Source organism: Sinomonas sp. R1AF57 (assembly GCF_002224485.1).
Lineage (GTDB): Bacteria > Actinomycetota > Actinomycetes > Actinomycetales > Micrococcaceae > Sinomonas > Sinomonas flava.
Window position 1 is genome coordinate 600,960 of record NZ_CP022463.1, and the last position, 23,759, is coordinate 624,718.

The following is a 23,759-nucleotide window of genomic DNA, read 5'->3' on the forward strand; positions in this document are numbered from 1 at the left end:
ACCCGTATGACCACCCGTGCAGGAATCGGGCGCCACCGCGCCGACAACACCTCCTCCCTTGCCATCATCGCCAAGGCTGTCACCGAGAACGCCGGCGGCGTCGGCCGCCAGGCCGCCGTCATCGCGGCTGCCAGCGGCCTCGTCCTGACCAGCGGCGTCGCCGCCAACGCTGCCGAGGTCTCGTCCCAGCGCGAGGCGTCGGCCCCGGTTGCCCTCGAGGTCGAGAGCGCCGTCCAGGCGCCGATCTCGGCTGAGACGACGGCCGCCGTCACCTTCGAGCGTCCCGCGGTCGAGTCCGTCGCCGCCCCGGTCGTCGAGAAGCCGGCCCCGGCCCCCGTCGCCGAGGCTGCCCCGCAGGCCCAGGCTCCGGCTCCGGCTCCCGCCAAGGTGCAGGCCGCGGCCAGCACCGCGGTGCAGGCTCCCGCCCCTGCCCCCGCCGCCGCGAGCGGCCAGGGTGCCGCCATCGCCGCCGCCGCGTACGCCCAGCTGGGTGTCGCCCAGGACTGCACGATGCTCGTGACCAACTCGCTGGCCGCCGTCGGCATCCACTACCACGGCTGGCCGGCCGGCTATCTCTCCCTCGGCCGCACGGTCAGCGCCGCCGAGGCCCAGCCCGGCGACCTCGCCTACTACGCCAACGGCGGCATGGGCCTGGCCCACATCGCCGTGTACGTCGGCAACGGCATGGCCGTCCACGGCGGCTGGAACGGCGGCACCACCGCGCTGTTCAGCGTGAACGTGGGCTCCGGCCCGGTCTTCATCCGCGTCGGCGGCTGACCCAAACGACACCGCCCTCCCGGGCACTGCGAACGGCCCCGGGAACGTGCGCCTCAGGCGCCCCATACCGCGAGGAATGGGGCGCCTGAGGGTTTTAATCCGCACCGGTCAGAACATGTCGCGCGCGTGAACTTCGGCCGACGGTTGGGGCGCCGCATGCCGCCTGTTCGTTTAATCACGCAACCGTTCAGTACTCTTGGAGAGTCGATCCAGCCCGGCTACGCACAGGGCAGCCGGCCCTGTGCCCCTGACCGGGTGCGGCCGTGAAGAGGAACGCGCATGCGCACACTCGTTCTGAATGCTGGTTATGAACCGCTCGCGGTGGTCACGTTCCGCCGCGCCCTCGTGCTGGTGCTCGCCGGGAAGGCGAGCGTCGTGGCGGAAGACGGCGATCCAGTCGTCGGACCGCGCGAAGTGCTGGGGCGCCCGTCCGTGATCCTGCTGAACCGGTACATCAGGCCCCGCCGGACCTACACCACCGCCGTCAGCAGACGCGGCGTGCTCCGACGGGACGCGCATGCCTGCGCGTACTGCGGCAAGTCAGCCCACACCGTCGACCACGTGCTCCCGCGCTCGCGCGGCGGAGCGGACTCGTGGGAGAACCTCGTGGCCTGCTGCCTGCGGTGCAACAACGTCAAGGGCGACCACACGCCCGCGGAGATGGGGTGGAAGCTGCGCTTCAGCCCCTCTCCGCCTGTGGGTGTGGTGTGGCAGATCAAGGAACTCGAGAAACCGGCAGCCCAGTGGAGCCCGTTCCTCGTCCCGGAGTCGGCGGCCTGAGCCAGGAAGCCCCTCCGCCGTTCGACGCCGTCGTCCTCGCCGGCGGCCGCGCCACGCGCCTCGGCGGCTTCCCCAAGCCCCTCCTGGTCTTCGAAGGAGCCACCCTCCTCGAGCGCGCCCTCGCCGCGGTCGCCGCCGCCAGGCAGTCCGTCGTCGTAGGCCCCGGCCCCGACGCCGTCGGCGCGCCGCCGGCGGTGCGCTTCGTCCTCGAGGAGCCGCGCTTCGGCGGCCCACTCGCCGCGCTCGGCGCCGGAGTCGCGGAGCTGGGGCGACGTGCGCCGGACGGGGCGCCGTGGGTGGTCGTGCTCGCGGTCGACGTCCCCCGGTCCGCCGATGCGGTGCCCCTCCTCCTCGACGCGGCGGTGGGCTCCGCGCGGGCGGCCGCCGCTGCCGAGGGCGGGCGGGGGCCCGAAGCAATCGTCGCGGAGGACGACGCCGGGCGCATCCAGCCGCTCCTGGCCGCCTACCGCCGTGGTCCCCTCACGCGGGTGCTCGCGGGACTCGCCCGCGAGGGCGGGCTCACCGACCGCCCGATGCGGGACCTCGTTGCTAGGCTGGACCTGCTGCCCCTGCGCCTCCCAGCAGGCCTCTCCGACGACGTCGACACGTGGGACGCCGCGGAGCGCTGGGGCATCGGACGCCCGGATGCCCCGGGCGGGACGGCACGGCAGGAGGACCTGTGATGACTGAGCCCTCGACAGCGGGCGGGCCGGAGGGCGGCCGCCAGGACGGCGCCCCGGACCAGGACGCCGTGCTGCGGACCTGGTGCGCCGAGCTGGCGCAGGCGCTGGGGCTCGAGATCGACGTCGACATCGATGCCGTGCTCGGACTGGCCGGGGTCGCGGCGCATTCCATCGTCCGCCCGGCCGCGCCACTGACCACGTACCTCGTCGGCTACGCGGCCGGCCTCGCCGCCACCAGCGCCGATGCCGAGCTGGGCCCGGAGGCCGAGACCCCGGGCCAGATCGCCCTGCGGCTGGCCAAGGCACACGGGACGGCCGGGACCGAGGGATGACACCAGGCCCGCCAGCGGCCGATTCCCACCACGCGCTCCAGCACTCCTGGGCCGAGGCCCGGGCGGCAGCGGCCGCCGCGGCAGGCCCGCTCCCGCCGTCGTCCGCCCCCCTCGAACGGGCCTCGGGCCGCACCCTCGCCGAGGACCTGGTGGCCTTGCGCGACATGCCGCACTACGCCTCGTCCGCGATGGACGGATGGGCCGTGTCCGGGACCGGCCCGTGGATCCTCGCCGAGCCGGGGGAGCCGCTGCACGCCCACCAGGCGAGCACCATCGTGACCGGCGGCGCGCTCCCGCCCGGTGCGCGCGCCGTCCTCCGCCGCGAGTACGGAGAGGTGGCCCCGGACGACGACGGCCTCCCGCACCTGCGACTCGGCCCCGCCGCACCGCCCGGCTCGCCATCCGGCGGCGCGGACATCCGGCCCGCGGGGGAGGAAGCCCGCGAGGGCGAGGTGCTCCTTCGCTCCGGTACGTCTCTCGGCCCGGCGCAGGTCGCGCTCGCCGCGCTCGCCGGGTACGACGAGGTCCCCGTCACGGGCCGTCCCCTGGTCAAGCTGGTGCGCACCGGCGACGAGGTCACCGAGGCGGGCCTGCCCGGCCCAGGCCGTGTGCGGGACGTGTTCAGCTATCTCATCCCGCCCCTTGTCGAGGCCTACGGCGGGATCCTCGCCGTCCACGAGAAGATCGGCGACGGCGCCGACGAGTGGGCGGCAGCGATGGCCGACACGCCCTCCGCCAGCGGCGCGCCCGGTGGGCGCGACGGCGACGCCCCGCCGCCCGACGTCGTGATCACCACGGGCGGCACCGGGCTCGGCGGCTCGGACTACTTCCGTGCCACGGTCGCCGAGCTCGGCGGCCGGCTCCTCATCGACGGCGTGGCCATGCGTCCGGGCCACCCCACGGTGCTCGCCGAACTCCCCGACGGCCGCTTCTTCCTCGGCCTGCCGGGCAACCCGCTGGCCGCCGTCGTCGGGCTCGTGACGGTCGGCGAGCCGCTGTTCGCCGCGCTGTGCGGGCGGGAGCCGCTCGCCGTCGTCGAGCTTCCCTCGGGGGAGGCGTTCGAGGCCGAGCTCAAGCGCACCCGGGTGCTCCCGTTCCGCCGGATGTACGGCATGGCCTCTCCGGCGACCGGCATCGGGTCGGGCATGCTGCGGGGCCTCGCGCGGGCGGACGGCTTCATGGTCGTGCCTCCGCACGGACTCGAGCTCGCGCAGCCGGTTGCGTGCCTGCCCCTGCCGTGGGGCCGCCCCCTCGACACGCCAGCCAAGCCCGCGGCCGCGAAGGGCAGGCGGCGCTCCGCGGCGTCAAAGGAGCCCGTGGACTGGAGCGGCCTGGACGCCTGAGCGTGCCGTTGCCCGCATCGTGGGCGGCGATTCGCCTTCTCCTGTGGCGTACAGCACGATGGTGCCATGACCCACGACTCGCCGGTGACGGACATCAACGAGGATTCCCTGCACGTCGAGGCCCCCGAGACGGCGGCCGCCGGGCTGAAGGCGGTGACGGTTGCCCTCCAGCGCGGGCTCGAGCAGGCTGGGCCGTGGCGCACCGCCCGTTCGCTGCTGCGCATCAACCAGCGCGGCGGGTTCGACTGCCCGGGCTGCGCCTGGCCTGAATCCGACGGCAAGCGCAAGACCGCGGAGTTCTGCGAGAACGGCGCGAAGGCAGTCGCGGAGGAGGCCTCGGTCTCCGCCGTGACCCCCGAGTGGTGGGAATCCCACCCGATCGAGACGCTGCGCGACAAGACGGACTACTGGCTCTCCAAGCAGGGGCGCATCACCGAGCCCGTCGTCCTGCGCCCGGGCGACGACCGCTACCGCCGCATCTCTTGGAGCGAGGCGTTCGACCTCGTGGGCGAGCACATCCGGGCGACGACGCCGGACCGCTGCGTCTTCTACACCTCGGGCCGGACGGCCAACGAGACCGCCTTCATGTACCAGCTGTTCGCCCGCAGCCTCGGGACGAACAACCTCCCCGACTGCTCCAACATGTGCCACGAGTCGTCCGGCTCCGCGCTCAACCCCACCATCGGGATCGGCAAGGGCACGGTGTCCCTCGAGGACATCCACGAGGCGGAGCTGATCCTCGTCGTGGGGCAGAACCCCGGCACCAACCACCCGCGCATGCTGTCCGCGCTCGCCGAGTGCCGCGCGAAGGGCGGGAAGGTCGTGGCCGTGAACCCGCTGCCCGAGGCCGGCCTCCTGCACTTCAAGGACCCGCAGAACCTCTCGGGCTATGTCGGTGAGGGCGCAACGATCTCGGACGAGTTCCTGCAGATCAAGGTCGGCGGCGACCTCGCGCTGTTCCAGGCCCTCGGCCACCTCCTCCTGGAGGAGGAGAAGCGCGCGCCCGGGACGGTCGTGGACCGCGCCTTCATCGAGGCGCAGACCGTGGGCTTCGAGGCGTACGCGGCCGCGCGCGCCCAGATCGACTGGGATGAGACGGAACGGGCCACCGGCCTGTCCCGCCTCGAGATCGCCACGGTCGCCAACCTCCTCGCCAAGTCCAAGGCCACCGTGGTGTGCTGGGCCCTCGGCCTGACGCAGCAGCCGCACTCGGTGGACACGATCCGCGAGATCATCAACCTGCTCCTGCTCCAGGGCAACTTCGGCAAGCCGGGCGCCGGCGCGTGCCCGGTCCGCGGCCACTCGAACGTCCAGGGCGACCGGACGATGGGAATCTGGGAGAAGCCCAAGGAGTGGCTCCTCGCGGCGCTGGACAAGGAGTTCGGGATCGCCTCCCCGCGCGAGCACGGCTTCGACTCCACGGAGACGCTGCACGCGTTCGAGAAGGACGAGGTGGACGTGTTCGTGGCGCTGGGCGGCAACTTCGCCCAGGCCAACTCGGACACCGAGGCGCTCGAGGCGGGCATGCAGCGCGCCGGCCTGACCGTGCACATCTCGACCAAGCCGAACCGCTCCCACGTGGTGCACGGGAAGACCTCGCTGATCCTTCCGACGCTCGGCCGCACCGACCGCGACGACAAGCACCCGAAGGGCCGACAGTTCCTCTCGGTCGAGGACTCCATGTCCATGGTCCACGCGACGCAGGGACGGCTCGAGCCCATCTCGGACCACCTGCTGGCCGAGCCCGTCATCGTCGCGCGCATGGCCGTCGCGGCCCTCGGCGAGGACCATCCCGTGGACTGGCGCGCCATGGCGGAGGACTACGACGTGATCCGCGACCACATCTCCCGCGTGCTGCCCGGCTTCGAGGACTTCAACGCCAGGATCCGCACGAAGAACGGGTTCGTCCTGCCGAACCCCCCGCGGGACACGCGGACCTTCGCCACCGAGGCCGGCAAGGGCCAGTTCACGGTGAGCCCGCTCGAGTACCTCGATGCGCCCGACGGGCATCTGGTCCTCCAGACCATTCGCAGCCACGACCAGTACAACACCACGTTCTACGGGCTCGACGACCGCTACCGGGGCATCCGCGACGGACGCCGCGTGGTCCTCGTCCACCCCGAAGACCTCGCGGAGCTGGGCTTCGCGGACCGTGAGCTGGTCGACGTCGTGAGCGTGTTCCGCGGCGAGAAGCGCCGGGCCGAGCGGTTCCGGCTCGTCGCCTACCCCACTGCGAGGGGCTGCGCGGCAGCCTACTTCCCGGAGGCGAACGCGCTCGTGCACCGCGACAACGTGGCCAGGGAGTCCAACACGCCGGGCTTCAAGGCCATCACCGTCCGCTTTGAGCGCCACGCAGCTGCTGAGGACGAGGCGCGCGCGGGACAATTGAGCTGACGCATGCCGCCAGAACCGAGCTAGGAGGCCGTGATGGGCCGGTTGAGCCAGCGCCGCAAGGTGCACAAGTACGTCCTGGGCAGCGAGCACCCCGTGCGCCACAAGGAGGACGTGCTAGCGGTCGAGGAGCCGCTCGAGATCCGGCTGTCCACGCCGCTGGGCGGCATGACCTACAGCGTGACGATGCGCACGCCCGGGGACGACTTCGACCTCGTGGCCGGGTTCCTCGTCTCCGAGGGCGTCGTGTGGGAGTCCGGGCAGCTCGTCTCCGAGCGCTTCTGCGCGGGGGAGGACGAGCAGGGCCGGCAGACGTTCAACGTCGTCGACGCCCAGCTGCGCCCCGGCGTGCCGCTGCCCGCCACCGGCCGCAACGTGTACACGTCGAGCTCGTGCGGGATCTGCGGGACCGAGTCGATCGAGGCGGTGCGGCGCTCCTCCCACCACAGCCCCGCGGGCGACGGCGTGCGGCTGCTCCCCGAGCTCGTCGCCGGCCTGCCCGCCCGCCTGCGCGCGGCCCAGGCGCTCTTCGACCGGACCGGCGGGGTGCACGCCGCCGGGCTGTTCTCGGTCGGCGACGACGGCACCTCGGCTGAGCTGCTCTGCCTCCGGGAGGACGTTGGGCGTCACAACGCGGTGGACAAGGTCGTGGGCTGGGCCCTCCGCGAGGGCCGGCTGCCGCTCGCCGGGACCGTCCTGCAGGTCTCCGGGCGCGCCTCCTTCGAGCTCGTGCAGAAGGCTGCGATGGCCGGCATCCCCGTCCTGGCAGCCGTCAGCGCTCCGTCGACGCTGGCAGTGGAGCTGGCCGAAGAGTCCGGGGTCACCCTCATCGGCTTCAGCCGCGGGGACGGCTTCAACGTCTACGCGGGACACGAGCGGCTGGTCGCCTCGTAGTCCCTCTCGGATCTGTACCGAAATGAGACCGGCCGTCCGTTCCGCCGGGGGATACGGCGGAGTAGCTTTGATGTCCACAGGTTTGTCAACTGATTGGATATTCCGTGCATGACGACCGCCGGATCATCGAGGCGCGCATCGACAGGTTCATCCGGGAGCGCCTGCAGCGCGCCGTCTACCGCCGTTCCATCCCCCTGACGGTCGAACGCTGGGACGCGCCGGGGGAACCCGTGCCCGTCGCAGAGGCCCTGCGGCAGGCGTTCGTCCCGGCGGCAGAAGGAGCCCCATGGGGCCCGCCGTGGAGCACGACATGGCTGCGCCTCACCGGCGAGGTTCCCCCCGGGTGGGGAGGCCCGGGCACGGACCTCGAGGCCGTCGTCGACCTCGGATTCACCACCGAACTGCCCGGCTTCCAGTGCGAAGGGCTCGTGTGGCGCGCCGACGGCACGACCGTCAAGGCCCTGAACCCGCGCAACCACTACGTCCCGCTCGCAGCGCTGGGAGGAGGGCGCGACGTCGAGTTCTACGTCGAGGCGGCGGCGAATCCTGACATCGCCCAAGGGTGGACGTTCCAGCCGACCCCGCTCGGCGACGCCGCCACTGCGGGCACCGAACCCCTCTACCGGCTCGGCCGCATGGTCCTCGCAGAGCGGGACACCACCGCATGGGAGCTCCTCCAGGACGCCTCAGCCCTCACCTCCCTGATGCATGAGCTTCCCGACGACCGTCCGCGGCGGCACCAGATCCTGCGCGCGCTCGAGCGCATGGCGGACGCCGTGGACCCCTCCGACGTCGCAGGCACGGCGCCTGCGGGACGCGACGCGCTCGCCGGCGTCCTCGCGCAGCCGGCGACGGCGAGCGCCCACCGGATCATCGGCACGGGCCACGCCCACATCGACGCGGCCTGGCTGTGGCCGGTGCGGGAGACGCAGCGCAAGTGCGCCCGCACATTCTCCAACGTGGTCGCGCTCATGGACGAGGACCCGGACCTGGTCTTCGCCTGCTCGCAGGCCCAGGAGCTGGCCTGGATCCGCGACGGCTACCCTCAGCTGTTCGAGCGGATCAAGGAGAAGGTCGCCGAGGGGCGCTTTGTCCTCGTCGGAGGGATGTGGGTCGAGTCGGATACGAATATGCCGGGCGGGGAGGCCCTGGCCCGCCAGTTCCTCGAGGGCAAGCGTTTCCTGCTCGAGGAGTTCGGGGCGGAATGCGAGGAGACCTGGCTCCCCGACACCTTCGGCTACTCGGCCGCGCTCCCGCAGATTGCCCGCTCGGCGGGCAACCGGTGGTTCCTGACCCAGAAGATCTCCTGGAACCAGGTCAACCGTTTCCCCCACCACACATTCCTCTGGGAGGGGATCGACGGCACCCGCGTGTTCACGCACTTCCCGCCCGCGGACACCTACAACTCGGACCTGCGCGCCTCTGACCTCGCCCACGCCGAGCGGAACTTCCGCGAGCACGGACGCGCCACGGTGTCCCTCCTCCCGTTCGGCTACGGCGACGGCGGCGGCGGCCCCACCCGGGAGATGATGGCGGCCGCGCGGCGCTGGGACGACCTCGAGGGCTCACCCCGCTTCGAAGTGGCCTCGCCGCGGCGGTTCTTCACCGAGGCCGAGGCGGAGTACGCGTCTCCGCCCGTGTGGGCGGGGGAGATGTACCTCGAGAAGCACCGCGGCACCTACACCGCCCAGGCGCGCACCAAGCGGGGGAACCGGCGCTCCGAGCACCTCCTGCGCGAGGCCGAGCTGTGGTGCGCCACGGCGTCTGTCCGGGCGGGCGCGCCCTACCCGGCGCACGAGCTCCAGCGCCTGTGGAGGCTCACCCTCCTCCAGCAGTTCCACGACATCCTCCCGGGTAGCGCGATCGCATGGGTGCACCGCGACGCCGAGCGGAACTACGCCGCGATCGAGCGCGGCCTCGAGGGACTCATCGCGCGTGCGGCGGAATCGCTCGTGGGCGCGGGAGACCGCGAGATCCTGCTCAACGCCGCGCCCCGGGCCAGGGCGGGAGTCCCGGCTCTGGCCGCGGGCGCCGTCGTGCGCCCCGAGCGGCCGGCGACCCTCGCCGCGAGGGGCGGGGGCTGGGTCCTCGAGAACGGCGCGGTGCGCGCGGAGGTCGACGGCGAGGGGTTCCTCGTGGGCCTCGTGGACGCGGTGTCGGGGCGTGACGCGATCGCCCCGGGGGCGCGCTCGAACCTGTTCGAGCTGCACCGGGACACCCCCAACGAGTGGGACGCCTGGGACCTGGACGAGTTCTACCGCAACAGCGCCGAGGCGATCATGGGCGCGGACGCGGTGGGGCCGGGAGACGGGGCGGAGGGGGAGGCGGTGCTCGTGGTCGAGCGGTCCTTCGGCGCATCGCGGGTGCGCCAGCGCCTCGTGCTCGCCCCCGGCGCGACGTCCCTGCGTATCGAGACCGAGGTCGACTGGCACGAGCGCCAGAAGCTCCTCAAGCTCGGCTTCGGCCTCGACCTCCGCGCCGAGCACAGCTCCTCGGAGACGCAGTTCGGCCATGTGCGGCGCCCCGTCGCGGTGAATACGTCGTGGGACGCGGCCAGGTTCGAGATCTGCGCGCACCGCTGGATCCACGTGGGCGAGCCGGGCTACGGCGTCGCTCTCGCGAACGACGCGACCTACGGCCACGACGTCACGCGCACCGTCCGCAGCGACGGGGGCACGACGACGACCGTGCGGCTCTCCCTGCTGAAGTCGCCGCTGTACCCGGACCCGGCGGCTGATTCCGGACTGCACCGGTTCACGGTCGTCCTCGCGCCGGGGGCGGGGATCGCCGACGCGCTGCGCGAGGGCTACGAGCTCAACCTGCCCGAGCGGACGGTACGGGGCGCGCGCGACGTCGAGGCGCTCGTGTCCGTCTCGGAGTCCTCGCTCGTGGTGGAGGCCGTGAAGCTCGCCGCCGACGGTTCGGGCGACGTCGTCGTGCGGCTCTACGAGTCCCTCGGTACCAGAGCGGCGGCCGAGGTCGAGGCGGGGTTCGAGTGCGCGGGGGTCGACGCGGTCGACCTGCTCGAGCGACTGCTCGCGCCGGGAGCGCCCTCGCCCATCACGGGCGCGACGGGCCGTACGGTCCAGCTCAGCGTGCGCCCGTTCGAGCTCGTCACGCTGCGCTTCCGCCGTCCATAAGCCCCAGCGCCTGTGTGAGCTTGCCCTTAAATGGCTGAGTGGTGGCGGCCCGAAGGCCGCCGCCACTCATCCCCCCAATGAAGAACCACCCTGTCCCCCTGACAGGCCGTGTTCACACAATCATGATTGTGGCACGTCCTAATGAAAATGTGAATTCAGTTCCTCAATGTGCTGGATTTTTACCTTGTGAGACGTCGCGGGGCGGACGCGGCGCGGCGACGGGCCTGCAGGCTGGCGACCCAGATCACCGTCAGCCCGGCGAAGAGCAGCAGGAGCACCGAATAGTTCATCGTCTGCATGACGGGCACCCAGGAGAGCGGCATGAGCGGGAAGAGGTTCGTGAAGATCAGCAGGGTATAGCCCGCGCCGATCAGCCCGGCGGCAACGCGCAGCGCCGGCAGGGCAGCCCCGACCGTCGCCCGGACCAGCGAGGGGATGAGCACCACACCGGTGAACGTGGGGTACACGCGCCCCAAGGCGGCGTAGACGCCGAACCAGACCTCGTCGGTGCCCTCGTGCAGGCCCACGCTCGACGGCTGCAGTCCCATGAGGAGGAAGGACGCCACCGTCCCCGCGGCCACGACCCCCAGCGCGCCCAGGCCCCAGGGGCCGTACAGGGCCTGCTCGGCCCCGCGGGACCCGAAGGCCCGCGCGATCCGCACCGCCAGCAGCAGGCACACGGCGTAGATGAAGAAGCGCAGGAGGAGGTTGGCGAGGTTCACTCCGCCGAGCAGGGCGTCGATGGCGAGGTAGGGCCGCTCGATGCTGAGGAGGATGGTGGCGGCGAACAGGGTGAAGAGCCACATCATGAGGCGGTTCTCCCCGCGGAGGGCCGCGGGGATCCGCACGACGGCGAGCAGGACGGCGATGCCGAACGTGATCCAGGCGAGCCAGGTCATCCGAGGTGCTCCCAGACGCGCGATGCGGCGCGCTCGTCGGTGGCGGCGCGCCGCAGGTTCTTGCCCAGGGCCGCGAGCCGCTCGGAGGCCATGAGGACCAGTTCGGCGTCGGGGAGCCGCCTGAGCGCGCCCTCGGTGGCCTCGGGCGGCCATCCCGCCTCGCCTGCCGTCACCAGCCCGGTGACCACGAGGCCGTTCCGGAGGCCGACCCCGGCCTCCCTCGCCGTGCTGACGGCGAGCTCGGGGCTCAGGCGGTTCGCGCTCAGCTGGGCCGAGAAGTTCTGGGGGGCCACGCCGGAGGCGATGCTCACACGCTGTCGCAGCTCGCCGTCGTCGATCGCCTCGACCCACTGGCGCACCGCCGCATCCGGATGGCCCGCCGCGGCCGACGCCGGGTGCGTGCCGTTGGGGGCCAGCTCGCCGCTGCGGACCAGCAGCTCGCGCAGGAAGCGGGCCGTGGGGACCTGGCTGAGAAGTTCGGCGTCGGTCGGAGGCGCGGTGCTCGCCGCGAGCTCGCGGTACGGGTCGAAACGCGCGAGGCCGAGGACGGGGTTCTGCCCGTACGCGCGGGCGACTGCGACGACGGTCGCCTCGGGGACCTTCCCGCGGACCAGCTGCTGGGCGAGGGTGCTCCGCTTGACGCCTGACCTGCGGCAGATGTCGGCGGCGGACTTGCCTGGAGCGAGTTCCTGCATCCAGTGGCGGAAGTCCAACGCTGAGACAGGCACGGAACCCCCTCCTTCCATTTCAGCCGCGCGAGAGCTCCCCGGGCGGGCGGCTTGGTCCTGCGTGTCGATTTTACGTTGTCCGGGGGCTGCCCTATGCTGGTCTTAGCCCGCCGGCTCGCGCACCCCCCAATCGCGAGTCGGCGGGTCTTTCACTTTCTCGGGAGAGTTCATGAGCAGCATGTACAGCGCGGCGTGGAGCTCGCTGCATCAGATCACGCGGGCCAAGGACGGCAGGAACCCGTTCAACCGCGAGACCCTCCGCCGGGTCCTCGGCTTCGCGAGGCCGCACCGCGGGCGGCTGGTGGCGTTCGTGCTCGCCTCGGTCGTCGCGGCGGTGCTCGCGGTCGCGACCCCGGTCCTGGCCGGGCAGGTCGTCGACGCGATCGTCGCGCGCGAGGACGTCTCCACCGTCGTGTGGCTCGCCGTCCTCATTGCCGTCGTCGCGGTCGCCGATGCCGGGTTCGGACTCCTGACCCGGTGGCTGTCCGCGACCATCGGCGAAGGCGTGATCCTCGACCTCCGCCGGGCTGTCTTCGACCACGTGCAGAAGATGCCCATCGCGTTCTTCACCCGGACCCGCACCGGCGCGCTCGTGAGCCGGCTCAACAACGACGTCATCGGGGCCCAGTCGGCGTTCGCGGGCACCCTCTCCGGCGTCGTCAGCAACGCCGTCGCCCTCGTCCTCACCGTTGCCGTCATGGCGCAGAAGTCATGGCTCGTGACGCTCCTCGCGCTCATCCTCCTGCCGATCTTCCTCGTCCCGGCACGCCGCATGGGCGGCCGCGTCGCCGACCTGCGGCGCGAGGCCGCGGCCCACAACGCCGCCATGAGCACGCAGATGACCGAGCGCTTCTCCGCCCCGGGCGCCACGCTCATCAAGCTGTTCGGCCGCCCCAACGAGGAGTCGCGCGAGTTCGCCGTGCGCGCCAGGCGTGTGCGGGACATCGGGATCCGCTCCTCGATGCTGACCTTCACGTTCATCACCGCGCTCACCCTGGTCTCCTCGCTCGCCCTCGCGCTCGTCTACGGGGTGGGCGGCTGGCTCGCGATCGGCGGGCAGCTCGCGGCGGGCGACGTCGTCGTGCTCGCCCTGCTCCTGACCCGCCTGTACGCGCCGATCACCAACCTCTCCAACGCGCGCGTGGAGATCATGGGCGCCCTGGTGAGCTTCGAGCGGGTGTTCGAGGTGCTCGACCTCGCCCCGCTCATCACCGAGAAGCCCGACGCCAAGGCGCTGCCCTCGGGCGCGGTGCCCGTCGAGTTCGACGACGTCCGCTTCGCCTACCCGAGCGCCGAGAAGGTCTCCCTCGCGTCCCTCGAGGAGGTCGCGGTGCTCGACACGCGCGGCGGCGAGGAGGTGCTCCACGGCATCTCGTTCCGGGTCGACCCGGGGCAGACGGTGGCGCTGGTCGGCTCCTCGGGCGCGGGCAAGTCCACGGTCGCCCAGCTCGTGGCCCGGCTGTACGACGTCGACTCGGGCGCCGTGCGCATCGGCGGCGTCGACGTGCGGGACACGACCTTCGAGTCCATGCGCGGCACGGTCGGGATGGTCACCCAGGACGGGCACCTGTTCCACGAGACCATCGCCGAGAACCTGCGGCTCGTCCGCCCCGGCGCCTCCGACGAGGAGCTGTGGGACGTGCTGCGCCGCGCGAGGCTCGAGGCGATGGTGCGCTCGTTGCCGGACGGTCTGGGCACCATCGTGGGGGAGCGGGGCTACCGGCTCTCCGGCGGCGAGCGCCAGCGGCTGACGATCGCACGTCTCCTGCTCGCCGCGCCCCGCGTCGTGATCCTCGACGAGGCCACCGCCGCCCTGGACTCGACCAACGAGGCCGCCGTGCAGGCGGCCCTCGCCGAGGCGCTCGAGGGCCGCACCGCCGTCGTGATCGCCCACCGGCTCTCGACGGTCCGGGCCGCGGACCAGATCCTCGTGGTGGAGGACGGCCGGATCGTGGAGCGCGGGACGCATGCCGAACTCCTCGCGGCCGGCGGCCGCTACGCCGAGCTGTACACGACCCAGTTCGCGGAGGCATCTGCGGTGGCGGACGAATTCGCGCAGTAGCCCCGGTTGAGGGGTCATGTCCCTGTGTTGAGGGGTCATGTCCCTGCGCCGACGGTCCTCGGGATAGTCTCTGACTGTGCCTGCCCGGATCACCGTCTCTGCCGTGTGCGTCTACTCGCCGGAGGGGCGCCTCCTAACCGTCCGCAAGCGGGGGACCGACCGCTTCATGCATCCGGGCGGAAAGCCCGAGCCGGGCGAGTCCGCGGCGGAGGCCGCGAGCCGTGAGCTGTCCGAAGAGGTGGGCATCGACGTCCCGGCCAAGGACCTCGTGCTGCTGGGCGCCTGGATTGCGCTCGCCGCGAATGAAGCCGCCACCGACATCGAGGCGACGGTGTTCACCGCGCCCGGGGAGCACAACCCGAGCGAGGTCCATCCCGCTGCCGAGATCGAGGAGCTCCGCTGGATCGATCCCGACGCCGAGCCGTCGGAGGATCTGGCGCCGCTCCTGACGGACCACGTCCTTCCCCTGCTTGCGCGGCAGGGACGCGACCCCTCAACACAGGGACATGACCCCTCAACGCGGGCAGCCTCCTGAAGCTGGGCGCCAGGTGGGAAATCGGCGAACCGGGCATGAACAGTCGCTGAAGTCCGCCGCCTGCGGCACTACCCGCCGGTAACTTGGTGGGCCGTGACCACTACCCGCCGCAGCTTCCTCTCAGCAGCGTCCCTCGCCGCCCTCGGCGCCGCAGCCCTCACCGGGGCCGCCGCGCCGTCCGCCGCCCGGGTCATCGCGCCTTCCGCCCTGCCCGCCGACCCGGCCGCGTCCGGGGTCGAGCACATCATCGTCGTGATGATGGAGAACCGTTCCTTCGACCACTTCCTCGGGTGGCTCCCCGGCGCCGACGGGAAGCAGAGCGGCCTCATCTACACCGACCGCTACGGCATCCCGCACGGAACGCACCATCTGGCCGACTACCAGGGGTGCAGCCACCCCGACCCCGACCACTCGCAGGAGGGCGGGCTGATCGAGTTCAACAACGGCAGGTGCGACGGCTGGCTCCGCGCCGGCGACAACGACGACTTCGCCATCGGCTACTACACGGACGCCGACCTCGCGTTCTTCGCCCAGGCCGCGCCCGGCTGGACCGTCTGCGACAACTACTTCGCGGCGGTGATGGCAGAGACGTACCCGAATCGCTTCTACCAGCACGCCGCCCAGACGGACCGCATCCACAACTCCTCCGCGAACGCGACCATCCCCACCATCTGGGACCGTCTCGCCGCCGCCGGCGTCAGTGGGAAGTACTACTACTCCGACGTGCCGTTCCTCGCGCTGTGGGGGACCAAGTACATGCCGATCTCCTCGCCGTACTCGGCGTTCCTCAGCGACTGCGCCGCCGGCACCCTGCCGTCGGTCAGCTTCGTCGACCCGCGCTTCATGGACGAGGGCTCGGGAACATCCGGCGACGACCACCCCCACGCGGACGTCCGGTCGGGAGAGCTCTTCCTCAACGAGGTCTACCGCGCCGTGACGACGTCGCCGACGTGGTCCCGCACCATGCTCGTGGTCAACTTCGACGAGTGGGGCGGCTTCTACGACCACGTCGCGCCGACCACCGCCCCCGACACCAGCCAGGCGACGGCGCTGCGCGGCTTCCGGGTTCCCGCCCTCGTCGTCTCGCCCTTCGCCCGCCGCGGCGCGGTCGCGTCCGGCACCTACGACCACACCTCGGTCCTCAAGGCCATCGAGTGGCGCTGGAACCTCCAGGCCCTTACCCCACGCGACGCCAACGCCGCCAACATCGCCGAGGTCCTCGACTTCGCCTCGGCGCCCAACCTCGCCGCCCCGGCCTACACGGTCCCTCCCTTCGCCGCCGGCGCGCCCTGCACGCCCCTCCCCGGCGGGGACCCGGAGGACGAGTGGCACCCGCTCAAGAACCGCGCCATCGCGGAAGGATGGAAGCTCGCATGAACCGCCCACAGCTCGCCCCGGGCGCCCTTGCCTTCTCCGCACGACGGCGCCCGCTCGCCGTCGTGCTCGGAGCCCTCGCCGTGCTGGTGCTCGCCGCCGTCGCGCTCGTGCGTGCCGGAGGGGGCCAAGAGGCAAGCGCGGCCGACACCGCGCCGCAGTACCTGCCCGCGAGCTCCCACGTGTTCGTCATCAACCTCGAGAACAAGGGCTACGACGAGACGTGGGGCGCGTCCTCGCAGGCGCCCTACCTCTCGCAGACGCTGCGCTCGCAGGGCGTCCTGCTGAACAGCTACTACGGCACCGGCCACAACTCCCTGGACAACTACATCTCCCAGATCTCGGGCCAGGGCCCGAACAGCCAGACCCAGGCGGACTGCCAGACCTACTCGCCGTTCGTCCAGACCGGCACCGCGGCCCAGGGCCAGGCGGTGGGCAGCGGGTGCGTGTACCCGTCCGGCGTGCCGACGGTCGCGGACCAGCTCACCGCGGCCGGCAAGACGTGGAAGGGCTACATGGAGGACATGGGCACGCCCTGCCGCCATCCCCAGCCCGGCGCGGTGGACGACACCCAGAAGGCCCGGGTCGGCGACCAGTACGCCGCGCGCCACAATCCGTTCGTGTACTTCGCGGGCATCACCCGCTCCCCGGACTGCGCCAAGAACGACGTCGACCTGACCGCCCTCAGCGGCGACCTCGCCTCGGCCTCGACCACCCCGGCAGTCTCCTTCATCACCCCCAACCTCTGCCATGACGGGCATGACTCCCCCTGCGTGGACGGCCAGCCCGGCGGCCTCGTCTCGGCCGACGCCTGGCTGAAGCAGTGGGTGCCCGTCATCACGAACTCGCCCGCGTTCACGAAGGACGGCGTGCTGGTCATCACGTTCGACGAGTCCGACGGCCCGCAGCAGGACGCGAGCGCGTGCTGCGGCGAGGGGCCCGGCCCGAACGCCGCGCTGCCCGGCATCACGGGGATGGGCGGTGGCCGCGTCGGCGCGCTCGTGCTCTCGCCGTTCACCGCGGGCGGGACGTGGTCCACGACCCCGTACAACCACTACAGCCTGCTCGCGAGCGTCGAGGATCTCAACGGCCTGCCCTACCTCGGGTACGCCGGCGCCCCGGGCCTCAACCGCTTCGGGCTCGACGTGTACAACAAGGGGGTCTGACCCTCAGCGCAGGGACATGACCCCTCAGCACAGGGACATGACCCCTCAACGCGAAGGGACGGCAGGGTCAGCGGGTCCGGCGCAGGACGCTCTCCAGGAGCAGGTCCTTCGCCGGGCCGGTGACGTCCCACGTCCAGCGCAGCTCGTCGGGGCCCACCGCCTCGTAGTACACGCGGTAGTCGTCGGGGGAGCACCAGTGGGTGCCGTCGGAGGCCGCGCGGGTGAGGTCGACCGAGTGGAAGGGGCGCCCGTCGGCGAAGAAGACCTCCATCGCGCCCGGGTGCGCTCCGGGCCGCCAGACGTACTCCCGCGTCGCCGGTCCCTCGTGGGCGCCCCAGCGGACGGTGCCCTCCTCGCGCTGCTGCAGCGCGCCGTCGTCCGCATCGGTGCTGAGGGGGGCGAAGGTGACCGTGCCCGAGAAGCGGCCCCGGGCGCCGGTCGCGCGGTCCAGCATCGTCCGTTCGACGGACCACGTGCCGCGGAGGAACGCGTACAGGTCAGGCACTGGATACGACAAGTGCCCCCGACCGGAATCGAACCGATGGCCTGCCCTTTAGGAGAGGGCCGCTCTATCCTACTGAGCTACGGGGGCCCGCCCGCGAGAGCGGGCACGCACCAGCATACAAGGTCGTGAGGCTAGGCTGGCGACGTGGCACAGGCACGGTCTCGGCAGGGTTCGGGCGACGGCGGCCGGACGGAACGCATCCGGCTCTACCTCGGCGCGTGGTCGGCCGTGAGCGTCGTGCAGTTCTTCGCCGCCGAGGCGGCCACGATCGCCCAGTGGGCCGGACCCGCGCCGTACAGCCGCAGGCTCGGCTTCATCTCGGACCTCGGCCAGGTCAGCTGTGGCCTCCACGGCACCCGTGAGATCTGCTCGCCCCTCCACGCCCTCATGGACGTCTCCTTCGTGCTGCAGGGGATCGGCATGGTCATCGCCGCGCTGCTCCTGACGTCCCCGGTGCTCCGGGTCGCCGCCGAGTGGCCGGCCGTGCTCGCCGAGCGCCGCCTCACCGCCGCCCTGATGCGCACGACGCCGCCCCTCGCCTCCCACGCGACGGTCGCCGTCCCGCGGCTCGCCACGCTCGCGGTCCGGCTCCTGCTCGCGGCCGCGGGGATCGGGGTGGCGGTCGTGGGACTCTTCCCGCAGGATTCGGTGGAGTCCATCCATCTGGCGGGCGCCACCGCCTACTTCCTGGGCGGCTCGTGCGCGCTCGTGGTCCTCGGACTCCTCTGGCTGCGCCGCACGGCCGCCGCCTGGCCGGTCCTGCTCCTGGGCGCGACGGCGCTCACCTCGACCCTCGTGGGCGGCGCGCTGCAGATGCGCGTGCCCGAACCCGGCACCCTCGAGCGGCTCATGGGCTACCCGGTCACGATCGGCATCGCCCTCGTGGGCGCCGTCCTCGCGTGGCGGCTGGGCGTGCCCGCCCGGGCCGCGCGGGCGCTCGCCAGAGCCCGCGCCTGAGGCGGCCGGACCGCAGCGCCGGGATCACGCCGTCGTGCGCTGCCTCCTGGCCAGCAGGACGGCAGCCGCGGCCGCCGCGAGCATGAGGACCAGCAGCACCCACCCGGCCACGACGAGCACCGACGCGAGCACGGCTGCCCCGGTGTCGGCGGGTGAGCCCAGAGCGGTGTCGACGGCCACGTTGCCCGCCAGGCGCACGACGACGAATGCGGCCACGAGCGCGAACGCGGACCATCGCTGGGCCTTGGCCTTGAGCCAGGAGCCGAACACCAGCAGGAACGTGAACCCGGCCGCGAGCGGGAAGATGGTCCCCGCGGTCTTGTGCACGTAGTTGAGCTGGCCGAGGGCGTCGTCGTCCATCGCCCCGCGCAGCTGGGAGATGTAGTCGGGGGAGAACCCGCCGATGAGCGAGTCCGGCATGGCGAGGCCGCCGGAGAGCTGGGTCATCTGCGTCAGGGTCAGCAGGTGCAGGTACCAGAACATGAAGACGCTCGCCACGAGGCCTGCGATGATGATGAGCTTCGCGTTGCCCTGGGCCTGCTCGGGCGTCCGCTGGGTCGTCGGGTTCACGGGCTGGCCGGCACGGGCTCCCGGCGGGACCGCAGCCCGGTCGCCGTGCTTGCGCGCCCGCTGGGCGGGGGTCTTGGACATGGTCCCATTATCGCCTCCCGGGCGCCGGTGGACTGGGCGCCGGTAGGCTGGGGGCCGTGGCTGAGATGAGCGAGCACCTCGATTCCCTTCCCGACCTCGACCCCGGTCTGAACGACGCGGACCTGGCCGCCGCCCTCGTGCGGGCCGCGGGCGACCTCGCGCTGCGGATGCGGCAGGACGGGCTCGACGCCGAGCGCAAGACTTCCGTCTCGGACATCGTCACCGCCGCCGACAAGGCCGCCGAGGCCTACGTCCTGGCCCAGCTGCGGCGCTGCCGCCCGGACGACGGCGTGTTCGGCGAGGAGGGGGCACAGGTGCCCTCGGCCTCGGGGCGCACGTGGGTGATCGACCCCGTGGACGGGACGCTCAACTTCTTCACGGGCTCGAGCTACTGGTGCTCGGCGCTCGCCCTGCGCGGCGAGGCGGCCGACAGCGACGCCGACCCGGAGTCCCTCCTCGGCGCGATCTACCAGCCCCAGGAGGACAAGCTGTGGGTGGGAGGCGACGCCACGCCGGCGACCCTCAACGGCGAGGCGCTCGCCGGGCCGGCCGACGCGCGGCTCGGGCTCCTCGGCGCGGCGACGTCCATCCAGCCGCGCTGGCTCGAGCAGCCGCTGTCCGCGATGCCCTGGCACGCCGCGGCCGTCCAGGCCGCGTCGATCCGCATCCTCGGCTCCGGCTCGTGCGACCTGGCCCGCGTGGCCACCGGCGAGATCGGCGTCTGGTTCCAGCACTCCTGCCCGCAGTGGGACTGGCTTCCCGGCAAGGCGATCGTGACCGCGGCGGGCGGCTCGACCGCCACCGTGGAGGTCAATGGGCTCACCTGGTTCGCGGCGGGGGGCACGACGGCGGTGCGGGAGGTCGTGGCAGCGCTCGCCTCGGCGCGGCTCGGCTGAGGCGGCGCGGGCCGCCCGCACGGGCGATGGCGCGTCCATTGTTGCAGCCCCTGTGAGGCGGCGGGACAATGGACCCAAGGACTGAGGCGGACGCCCCGCAAGAAGTGCCAACAGGCTTCGCGCCCGCCGCACGCCAGCTGGGAGGCGACGGACTGCCATGTTTGAGCACTTTTCCGAGGCCCATGAACTCTTCGTGTACCGGATGGGCATCGCCCGGGGAACCACCCGGCGGGCGATCGTGACCCTGGGGACCCTTGAGCAGCACGCGCAGCGCGCGGAGGTCGGGGCCCTGATGCGGGACCTGTCCGAGGAGGCCAGGGCCCATACTGCCGCCCTCGAGGACCTCTTCGCCGAACTGGAGCGCAACGTCGCCGTTCCTGTTGCGCATACCGCGGACGGGCTCGACAAGGAGGTCCACTCCGTGGTCCGCAAGACCGACGAGGGCATCCTCGACCTCGCGGTCCTGCCGCTCGCGCTCGAGATCCAGTACGCGGCCATCGCGGCGTACGAGCCGCTCGCCGTCTACGCCAGGGAGTGGCTCGAAGGGGACGTCGCGGACCGCCTCGAGAAGTGCGTCGCGGAGCAGCTCTCCTCACGCAACCAGGTGCTCGGGCTCATGCGCACCGTCTTCGCCAGCGGGGACACCGTCCAGGCCCGGCCGGACTGAGACGGACCGAGCGGGGCCTGAGGGGCTGACGCACCACTGAGCGGGGGAGCCACGACGGGAGGAACGATGAGACACCACAACGAGAACCAGCACGAGCCGGGCGCTCCGGAGACGCGCGTGAGCACGTTCATGCGTGTCATGGGCCGGCTGCGGGACGTCTACGGGCCCGCGAACCGGCGCATCGCCCAGGAGGAGCTGCGGCACCGGCCCAACCCGGAGGACCTCAGGACCCAGCACGAGGTCGACGGGATCGAGGTCGAGGTGGACAGTGAGGGGCACCGGTACGGGGTGCGCAGGGACGGCGCCGGCGGGTGATCCCGCAGGCTGCCGCTCCGCCGGCACCGGCGGCCTAAAATAGAGGGATCATGGATATGCTCTTCGATCCCTATGCCCACGTGCCCAAGCCCGGTGTGCCCGGGGGCGCGCAGGAACCGGATCCCGACGAGCTGCCGCCGGTTCCCGACGAGGAATACGGCGCGCCCGAGGACATGCCTGCCGGCTGGCTGCCGGCCTCCGACCCCGCCGAGGACGCCCGGCGCGAGGCCGAGGAGTCGGCGGCGCGCCTGCTCGAGGGCCTCAACCCCCAGCAGCTCGAGGCCGTGACCCATGCGGGGAGCCCCCTGCTCATCGTCGCCGGCGCCGGCTCGGGCAAGACGCGCGTGCTCTCGCACCGCATCGCCTACCTCATCGCGACGCGCCGGGCGCACCACGGGGAGATCCTCGCCATCACGTTCACCAACAAGGCCGCGGCGGAGATGCGCGAGCGCATCGAGGCGCTCGTGGGCGAGCGGGCACAGCGGATGTGGATCTCGACCTTCCACTCCTCGTGCGTGCGGATCCTGCGCCGCGAGGCGAAGTCCGTGGGCCTGAACTCCAACTTCTCGATCTACGACTCGGCGGATTCCCTCCGGCTCATCACCCTCGTGCACAAGGGCCTCGAGCTCGACCCCAAGAAGGTGGCACCCAAGGCCGTCCAGCACAAGATCTCCTCGCTCAAGAACGAGCTCATCGACGCGGACGACTTCGCGGGGCGCGCCAACCTGAACGACCCCTTCGAAGCAGGGGTGGCCGAGGTCTACAAGGGCTACACGCAGCGCCTGCGCCAGGCCAACGCGATGGACTTCGACGACCTCATCGCCGAGACCGTGTACATGTTCCGGGCCTTCCCCGCGCTCGCGCAGATGTACCGCCGCCGGTTCCGCCACGTCCTCGTCGACGAGTACCAGGACACCAACCACGCCCAGTACGCGCTCGTCCGGGAGATCGTCGGGGAGGGGGACGAGGCGTCCGAGCTGACCGTGGTCGGCGACTCGGACCAGTCGATCTACGCCTTCCGCGGCGCGGACATCCGCAACATCGTCGAGTTCGAGAAGGACTACCCCGAGGCCCGCACCATCAAGCTCGAGCAGAACTACCGCTCGACCCAGACCATCCTCTCCGCCGCCAACGCCGTGATCTCGCGCAACCCGAACCGGCCCGAGAAGCGGCTGTGGACCTCGGAGGGCGACGGCGAGAAGATCATCGGCTACGCCGCCGAGAACGAGCATGAGGAAGCACGCTTCATCGCCAAGGAGATCGACAGGCTCACCGACTCCGGCGAGTTCCGCCCCGGCGACGTCGCGGTCTTCTACCGCACCAACGCCCAGTCCCGCAGCCTCGAGGAGATCCTCATGCGGGTCGGCCTGCCGTACAAGGTCGTGGGGGGCACGCGCTTCTACGAGCGCAAGGAGGTCAAGGACGCGCTCGCCTACCTGCGCGTGCTCGTCAACCCGGACGACGACGTCAACCTCCGCCGCGTGCTCAACGAGCCGAAGCGCGGCATCGGCGAGCGGGCCGAGGGGACGATCGCCGCGCTCGCGGAGCGGGACCGCGTCTCGTTCATGGCGGCGATGCGGCGCGCAGACGAGGCGCCCGGCATGGCGACCCGCTCGCTCAACGCGGTGAACGCCTTCGTCAAGCTCCTCGACGACCTCGCGGCCGTCGCGGAGGGCTCGGGCGCCGCCGAGGCGCTCGAGGCCGTGCTCGAGCAGACGGGGTACCTCGCCGGCCTCCGTTCCTCGACGGACCCCCAGGACGAGTCGCGCGTCGAGAACCTGGCCGAGCTCGTCGCCGTCGTGCGCGAGTACGAGCGCGAGAACCCCGAGGGCAGCCTCGAGGAGTTCCTCGAGCAGGTCTCGCTCGTGGCGGACGCAGACCAGATCCCGGACACGCCCGACGGCGCCTCTCAGGCCGAGGTCGACGCGGCGGTCGCCGAGGCGAGGCGGCAGGGCGTCGTGACGCTGATGACCCTCCACACAGCCAAGGGGCTCGAGTTCCCGGTGGTGTTCCTGACCGGCATGGAGCACGGCGTGTTCCCGCATCGTCGCGCAGCCACGGACCCCGACGAGCTCGCCGAGGAGCGGCGCCTCGCGTACGTGGGCCTCACGCGGGCCCGCAAGCGCCTCTACCTCACGCGCTCCGAGGTCCGCAGCCTCTGGGGCCAGAGCGAGTACTACCCGGCGAGCCAGTTCCTTGGCGAGGTCCCGGCCGAGCTCATCCAGTGGAAGCGGGAGGGCTCCAAGCGGCCCCCGGCCGTGGGCACCGCCGGAGACGGCTTCAACGGCCGGTACGGTGGCGCGGGGTCCCGGTACGGCGGCTCGTCGTGGGGCGCCGGGGCGAGCCGGAACGCGAGCTTTGCCACGATCTCGCCCGCGTCCTCGGCCACGAAAAAGGGCCGCGTGCAGCCGCAGAAGGAGGTCATCTCCGTCAGCGTGGGGGACAAGGTGAACCACACCGCGTTCGGAGACGGCACCGTGATCGGGGTCGAGGGCGCGGGCGACAAGACCGTCGCGAAGGTGAGCTTCGACGTCGGCGAGAAGCGACTCCTGCTGCGGTACGCGCCCCTGACGAAGGTGGGCTGAGGCGGCAGGCACGCCCCGCAGCCCTTCTCACGGGCGCAGACCCGGCCTACCGTAGGAGTGGTCTCTGGGCGTGAACGGA

21 protein-coding genes and 1 tRNA gene are annotated in these 23,759 nt (G+C 72.0%); 17 read left to right on the forward strand and 5 right to left on the reverse strand.

Annotated elements, in window-relative coordinates; all coding sequences use genetic code 11:
• Positions 1–6 precede the first annotated feature (6 nt).
• The 8 genes from CGQ25_RS02835 to CGQ25_RS02870 all read left to right on the forward strand — a co-directional run bounded on the left by CGQ25_RS02835 (position 7) and on the right by CGQ25_RS02870 (position 10,340).
• Positions 7–777, forward strand: coding sequence for an NlpC/P60 family protein (locus tag CGQ25_RS02835; protein WP_208711717.1), 771 nt, complete (start codon positions 7–9; stop codon positions 775–777).
• 279 nt (positions 778–1,056) lie between these two features.
• Positions 1,057–1,557, forward strand: coding sequence for an HNH endonuclease (locus CGQ25_RS02840; protein ID WP_208711718.1), 501 nt, complete (start codon positions 1,057–1,059; stop codon positions 1,555–1,557).
• On the forward strand, positions 1,521–2,240 hold the full coding sequence (locus tag CGQ25_RS02845; protein WP_255405530.1) for a molybdenum cofactor guanylyltransferase: 720 nt from the start codon (positions 1,521–1,523) through the stop codon (positions 2,238–2,240). The genes CGQ25_RS02840 and CGQ25_RS02845 overlap by 37 nt, the downstream gene beginning before the upstream one ends.
• Positions 2,240–2,572, forward strand: a complete 333-nt coding sequence (locus CGQ25_RS02850; protein WP_208711719.1) for a DUF6457 domain-containing protein — start codon at positions 2,240–2,242, stop codon at positions 2,570–2,572. Before CGQ25_RS02845 ends, CGQ25_RS02850 begins: the two co-directional genes overlap by 1 nt.
• The gene (locus tag CGQ25_RS02855) at positions 2,569–3,915 is read left to right on the forward strand and encodes a molybdopterin molybdotransferase MoeA (protein ID WP_208711720.1); all 1,347 of its coding nucleotides are present in this window, start codon (positions 2,569–2,571) and stop codon (positions 3,913–3,915) included. The genes CGQ25_RS02850 and CGQ25_RS02855 overlap by 4 nt, the downstream gene beginning before the upstream one ends.
• A gap of 66 nt (positions 3,916–3,981) precedes the next feature.
• The gene (locus tag CGQ25_RS02860; protein WP_208711721.1) at positions 3,982–6,309 is read left to right on the forward strand and encodes an FdhF/YdeP family oxidoreductase; all 2,328 of its coding nucleotides are present in this window, start codon (positions 3,982–3,984) and stop codon (positions 6,307–6,309) included.
• Positions 6,310–6,342: 33 nt separating this feature from the next.
• Complete coding sequence (gene fdhD / locus CGQ25_RS02865; RefSeq protein ID WP_208711722.1) at positions 6,343–7,200, forward strand: formate dehydrogenase accessory sulfurtransferase FdhD; 858 nt, start codon at positions 6,343–6,345, stop codon at positions 7,198–7,200.
• Between the two features lie 104 nt (positions 7,201–7,304).
• On the forward strand, positions 7,305–10,340 hold the full coding sequence (locus CGQ25_RS02870; RefSeq protein ID WP_208711723.1) for a glycoside hydrolase family 38 C-terminal domain-containing protein: 3,036 nt from the start codon (positions 7,305–7,307) through the stop codon (positions 10,338–10,340).
• A 179-nt stretch (positions 10,341–10,519) separates the two neighbouring features.
• On the opposite strand, the gene CGQ25_RS02875 is transcribed toward CGQ25_RS02870, so the two are convergent.
• Both CGQ25_RS02875 and CGQ25_RS02880 read right to left on the reverse strand, forming a co-directional pair.
• Positions 10,520–11,239, reverse strand: a complete 720-nt coding sequence (locus CGQ25_RS02875) for a hypothetical protein (RefSeq protein WP_208711724.1) — start codon at positions 11,237–11,239, stop codon at positions 10,520–10,522.
• Entirely contained in the window at positions 11,236–11,967 is a 732-nt protein-coding gene (locus CGQ25_RS02880; RefSeq protein WP_208711725.1) for a hypothetical protein, read from the reverse strand. The genes CGQ25_RS02875 and CGQ25_RS02880 overlap by 4 nt, the downstream gene beginning before the upstream one ends.
• 169 nt (positions 11,968–12,136) lie before the next feature.
• On the opposite strand from CGQ25_RS02880, the gene CGQ25_RS02885 reads away from it, so the two are divergent.
• From CGQ25_RS02885 to CGQ25_RS02900, 4 genes are all read left to right on the forward strand, one after another.
• Complete coding sequence (locus CGQ25_RS02885; RefSeq protein ID WP_255405531.1) at positions 12,137–14,029, forward strand: ABC transporter ATP-binding protein; 1,893 nt, start codon at positions 12,137–12,139, stop codon at positions 14,027–14,029.
• A 76-nt stretch (positions 14,030–14,105) separates the two neighbouring features.
• Positions 14,106–14,564: an NUDIX domain-containing protein gene (locus tag CGQ25_RS02890; RefSeq protein ID WP_208711726.1), complete on the forward strand. Its 459-nt coding sequence runs from the start codon at positions 14,106–14,108 to the stop codon at positions 14,562–14,564.
• Positions 14,565–14,657: 93 nt separating this feature from the next.
• Positions 14,658–15,941 carry an alkaline phosphatase family protein gene (locus CGQ25_RS02895; protein WP_255405532.1) on the forward strand — a complete coding sequence of 428 codons (1,284 nt, stop codon included), beginning with the start codon at positions 14,658–14,660 and terminating at the stop codon, positions 15,939–15,941.
• Positions 15,938–17,104 (forward strand): alkaline phosphatase family protein, encoded by a 1,167-nt coding sequence (locus tag CGQ25_RS02900; RefSeq protein ID WP_208711727.1) that lies wholly within the window; start codon positions 15,938–15,940, stop codon positions 17,102–17,104. Before CGQ25_RS02895 ends, CGQ25_RS02900 begins: the two co-directional genes overlap by 4 nt.
• Before the next feature lie 67 nt (positions 17,105–17,171).
• Here the strand turns inward: CGQ25_RS02900 and CGQ25_RS02905 are convergent, their stop codons facing one another.
• Both CGQ25_RS02905 and CGQ25_RS02910 read right to left on the reverse strand, forming a co-directional pair.
• Positions 17,172–17,609, reverse strand: a complete 438-nt coding sequence (locus CGQ25_RS02905; RefSeq protein ID WP_255405533.1) for a DUF6314 family protein — start codon at positions 17,607–17,609, stop codon at positions 17,172–17,174.
• Between the two features lie 13 nt (positions 17,610–17,622).
• Positions 17,623–17,696, reverse strand: a tRNA-Arg gene (locus CGQ25_RS02910).
• A gap of 57 nt (positions 17,697–17,753) precedes the next feature.
• Here CGQ25_RS02910 and CGQ25_RS02915 point away from each other — a divergent pair.
• Positions 17,754–18,566 carry a DUF998 domain-containing protein gene (locus CGQ25_RS02915; protein ID WP_208711729.1) on the forward strand — a complete coding sequence of 271 codons (813 nt, stop codon included), beginning with the start codon at positions 17,754–17,756 and terminating at the stop codon, positions 18,564–18,566.
• Positions 18,567–18,590: 24 nt separating this feature from the next.
• Here CGQ25_RS02915 and CGQ25_RS02920 read toward each other — a convergent pair whose 3' ends face one another.
• Positions 18,591–19,217, reverse strand: a complete 627-nt coding sequence (locus tag CGQ25_RS02920) for a hypothetical protein (RefSeq protein ID WP_208711730.1) — start codon at positions 19,215–19,217, stop codon at positions 18,591–18,593.
• 65 nt (positions 19,218–19,282) lie between these two features.
• Between CGQ25_RS02920 and CGQ25_RS02925 the strand changes: the two genes are divergently transcribed.
• The 4 genes from CGQ25_RS02925 (at position 19,283) to pcrA (ending at position 23,680) form a co-directional block, all read left to right on the forward strand.
• Complete coding sequence (locus tag CGQ25_RS02925) at positions 19,283–20,113, forward strand: inositol monophosphatase family protein (RefSeq protein WP_208712841.1); 831 nt, start codon at positions 19,283–19,285, stop codon at positions 20,111–20,113.
• 157 nt (positions 20,114–20,270) lie between these two features.
• Positions 20,271–20,780, forward strand: coding sequence for a DUF892 family protein (locus CGQ25_RS02930; RefSeq protein WP_208711731.1), 510 nt, complete (start codon positions 20,271–20,273; stop codon positions 20,778–20,780).
• 66 nt (positions 20,781–20,846) lie between these two features.
• On the forward strand, positions 20,847–21,095 hold the full coding sequence (locus CGQ25_RS02935) for a hypothetical protein (protein ID WP_208711732.1): 249 nt from the start codon (positions 20,847–20,849) through the stop codon (positions 21,093–21,095).
• Between the two features lie 50 nt (positions 21,096–21,145).
• Positions 21,146–23,680, forward strand: coding sequence for a DNA helicase PcrA (gene pcrA, locus CGQ25_RS02940; protein ID WP_255405534.1), 2,535 nt, complete (start codon positions 21,146–21,148; stop codon positions 23,678–23,680).
• The last annotated feature ends 79 nt before the right edge of the window (positions 23,681–23,759 follow it).

Excerpts from the sequence above, each read along its gene's own strand:
- CGQ25_RS02835 (WP_208711717.1), top strand. The coding sequence starts at position 7 with ATGACCACCCGTGCAGGAATCGGGCGCCACCGCGCCGACAACACCTCC.
- CGQ25_RS02840 (WP_208711718.1), top strand. The coding sequence starts at position 1,057 with ATGCGCACACTCGTTCTGAATGCTGGTTATGAACCGCTCGCGGTGGTC.
- CGQ25_RS02850 (WP_208711719.1), top strand. The coding sequence starts at position 2,240 with ATGACTGAGCCCTCGACAGCGGGCGGGCCGGAGGGCGGCCGCCAGGAC.
- CGQ25_RS02855 (WP_208711720.1), top strand. The coding sequence starts at position 2,569 with ATGACACCAGGCCCGCCAGCGGCCGATTCCCACCACGCGCTCCAGCAC.
- CGQ25_RS02860 (WP_208711721.1), top strand. The coding sequence starts at position 3,982 with ATGACCCACGACTCGCCGGTGACGGACATCAACGAGGATTCCCTGCAC.
- fdhD (WP_208711722.1), top strand. The coding sequence starts at position 6,343 with ATGGGCCGGTTGAGCCAGCGCCGCAAGGTGCACAAGTACGTCCTGGGC.
- CGQ25_RS02875 (WP_208711724.1), bottom strand. The coding sequence starts at position 11,239 with ATGACCTGGCTCGCCTGGATCACGTTCGGCATCGCCGTCCTGCTCGCC.
- CGQ25_RS02885 (WP_255405531.1), top strand. The coding sequence starts at position 12,137 with ATGAGCAGCATGTACAGCGCGGCGTGGAGCTCGCTGCATCAGATCACG.
- CGQ25_RS02900 (WP_208711727.1), top strand. The coding sequence starts at position 15,938 with ATGAACCGCCCACAGCTCGCCCCGGGCGCCCTTGCCTTCTCCGCACGA.
- CGQ25_RS02920 (WP_208711730.1), bottom strand. The coding sequence starts at position 19,217 with ATGTCCAAGACCCCCGCCCAGCGGGCGCGCAAGCACGGCGACCGGGCT.
- CGQ25_RS02925 (WP_208712841.1), top strand. The coding sequence starts at position 19,283 with ATGAGCGAGCACCTCGATTCCCTTCCCGACCTCGACCCCGGTCTGAAC.
- CGQ25_RS02930 (WP_208711731.1), top strand. The coding sequence starts at position 20,271 with ATGTTTGAGCACTTTTCCGAGGCCCATGAACTCTTCGTGTACCGGATG.
- CGQ25_RS02935 (WP_208711732.1), top strand. The coding sequence starts at position 20,847 with ATGAGACACCACAACGAGAACCAGCACGAGCCGGGCGCTCCGGAGACG.
- pcrA (WP_255405534.1), top strand. The coding sequence starts at position 21,146 with ATGGATATGCTCTTCGATCCCTATGCCCACGTGCCCAAGCCCGGTGTG.